The sequence below is a fragment of the Microcoleus sp. LEGE 07076 genome (assembly GCF_015207455.1).
Taxonomy (GTDB): domain Bacteria; phylum Cyanobacteriota; class Cyanobacteriia; order Cyanobacteriales; family Microcoleaceae; genus Microcoleus.
This window is the reverse complement of sequence record NZ_JADEWV010000398.1, coordinates 1-2,738: the sequence shown is the minus strand read 5'-3', so window position 1 is coordinate 2,738 and position 2,738 is coordinate 1. Positions and strand designations below refer to the sequence as shown.

Here is a 2,738-nt window from a genome sequence, read left to right as displayed (position 1 = left end):
CCTTTAGGAAGACCTCCAGCAAACGTCAGTAAAGCAAAAAAGAAGCAAGCTTTAGAAGATGAAAGAATTAGAAATGCAATCGAGGGCAAATTTGGGCAAGGAAAACGAAGATTCGGTCTGAATCGAGTAATGGCAAAACTTGATAATACATCTGGCACAGTTATTGCAATTACTTTTTTGGTAATGAATCTTTCTACCTGGTGGCGCCGGGTTTTTTGTGTGTTTTTATATCTATTTGGAAAAAGAACACCTGTTTTTGGGTTGAAGATAATCTCCAATTATAACTGGATGAAAACGATACAGAAGAACTTATATTAACCAAGCTTGAATATATCGCTCCTGTGATTGGTTTGCGATCGATTATTCAGCAAACCCTAGTTAAGTATTGTGCCGACGCGAAAAATCAAGATCTAGGGATTGTTAAGCGACAGCGAAAACCTCATATCAGGCTAATTATTTCTCCTTTCCCAGGAACTCAAAGAAGTCCCGAACAATTTTTTTTCAATAATGAATGAACAAATGGAGTCATATTTTAATTGGGATCTCGGTAAAAAATGAGTAAGATTACTCATTGACAACAGTGTTTTTAGCTTAACTTGTGAGTAATGAACGCTTGTTGGTGCGTTTAAGTCTGCTATGTTACAGCATTCTGGAGTCAAAATGGTGACTAAGCACTCCCCAAAGAAATATAGAAAATAGGCGATTCTAGGCGTTCCATTCTGGTAGCTAAGCAGCGATATTTATGTAAATCAATCAAAAATAGAGACATAAGATGCTGGTTCCCAAGTCGGAGGTGCTTCGGCTGGATTATGAAAAATCACTGGCAACCAACTTGCACAAGGATATTGATTTTCTAATGCCTGCAATCTTCCTCGTGTTTCTCGGACAGAAGCGTATAAAGATTTACCGCTTGAAAATGCCTCCAGAAAATATTTAAAGAACTCGTGTGCTACTACATCGCTTATTGGGTCACGCATGACGATGGTTGTGAGACTTCCTAATTCAGCTAATTGATTGCCTATTCCTAGCCCATCACAGGAATTGAAAATAGCTAATTTTAAACCGCGTTCCATAGCTCTTTCTAGTGCATTTTTTAATTCATTTGCCGTTAAAGTATCTGTTGGATTAAAATAAATTCTACCATTGCTACCATCACTATCACTAGAACTCATACCCCCAAAATACAAAATATCCCAACCTTGTCCATCCCAAAGTCTATCAAAAAGTTGATCGCGACTTGGGTCTACTAAAAATACTGTCTCTGCACTAGGTAAGTGTTTGAGTAAGATTCTATCTACATCTAGATTTATTCCTGTAGATTGACCTAAACAAGCTAAAATTCTGACTTTATTGTTTTTTCTAGACGTTGATTTTTTAATTTTTGTATATCGAGAATATCGAGGCAAACTTAAAGCGATTTCAGCCTTGGGATAATCTTCAAAGAAATCCCAAAGATGCCACGGTAATAGCTGTAATACCTGGTTCTCAGTTTCAATGAACACTCCTACTTCATCAGTTTTTGATAATTGCATGAATAGCGCACGAACACAAGGAAGAAATGATTCAGATCTGAGCCATTTGTTGATGCTATTTTGCAAAATTTCTACTTTCTTATTGAATTCAGAAGGAGATAAATTAGTACGTCTGATTATTTTTATTGCCATTCTATGGTAATTGCCAGTAGAATATGCTGGGTAATATAACTGCCAATCATCATAGGATGAGTAAAGTTCTGGAGCTGGAGGTAAGTTTCCAATTAATTGTTGAACTGGAAACAAATCCTTAGCTTTGAAAATCTTCATTACCACTGGAAAACCGCTTTCAAAATCCCCATCTCCTATGGTCAGTATAACAGTTTTTATTCCTACAACATTGTTTTTTCTAGGCTCTTTTTGAGAAGATGGGTTGATGGGATCTAATACTTCCTGAGCATACTTTGGTTGGCTGTTTTCTGGGGATGCCTTGCTAACTTCAGTAACAGCATCGACTGAATCACTCGGTGCAAACTTCCCTATCTCACGGGCATAAACTAATAGTGGCTCAAATTTAGCCAGAGGTTCGGCAAAAGTTTCTACCAAAGATGCCAGTCGTACTTGCTCTGCCCTATCCTGGCGATAGGCTTGTTTCAGGGTCGCTTTTAGTTCCTGGGCCACCTCACTCGGTCTGGTATAGGCCAAAGCTGTCCACCGCTGCGCCTGAGCAAAATCTCGCACATCTTGGTCATTACTCTGAAGTTGCTGCCGCACATAAACTAATAGAAAATCAGACAACTCATTAATTCGCTGCTGACCAAAATTATCATCCTCTTTCAACCGATTCAACAGCGAATTTCGCACTGCTGTATCCATCTCATAGAGTTCTCGCCCTACCTCATCGCACAAACTCGAAAGTAGCAAATCCGCCACAGCTACCCAAGGAATTCCCAACACAAACCCGTGAATATCCCGCTGGAAATTAGCCCACAACTTATATAACAAATCCGGTGTCAAAGCCAAGGGAAACGCTGCGTGACACGCAAAAGTTAAGTGCGTTTTTCCAAAACGCTTCTCGAAAGCTTCAATTCGTCTGCGGGCTACTTCAGGTTTCATCTCATCCCCCTTTATTCATTCCCAACAAAAACCGAACTCTGATATGAATTACGCATTGTCATGGTGTTGCAAAGGCTTGAGATTCTTCGTTTCACTCAGAATGACAGAATTACGTTATTAGTGCGTAAGTCCTATCTGACTTTTTCCCCG

The 2,738-nt window shown here is 39.3% G+C and carries 2 protein-coding genes; one reads left to right on the top strand and one right to left on the bottom strand.

Going from position 1 to position 2,738, the window contains the following annotated elements:
* Positions 1-318, top strand: a 318-nt coding sequence (locus IQ270_RS29560) for a transposase (RefSeq protein ID WP_193976669.1), incomplete at its 5' end; no start/stop codon positions are given.
* Positions 319-749: 431 nt separating this feature from the next.
* Here IQ270_RS29560 and IQ270_RS29555 read toward each other — a convergent pair.
* A complete protein-coding gene (locus tag IQ270_RS29555; protein WP_193976668.1) occupies positions 750-2,588 on the bottom strand; it encodes a CHAT domain-containing protein in 1,839 nt (612 codons plus the stop codon).
* Between the last annotated feature and the right edge of the window lie 150 nt (positions 2,589-2,738).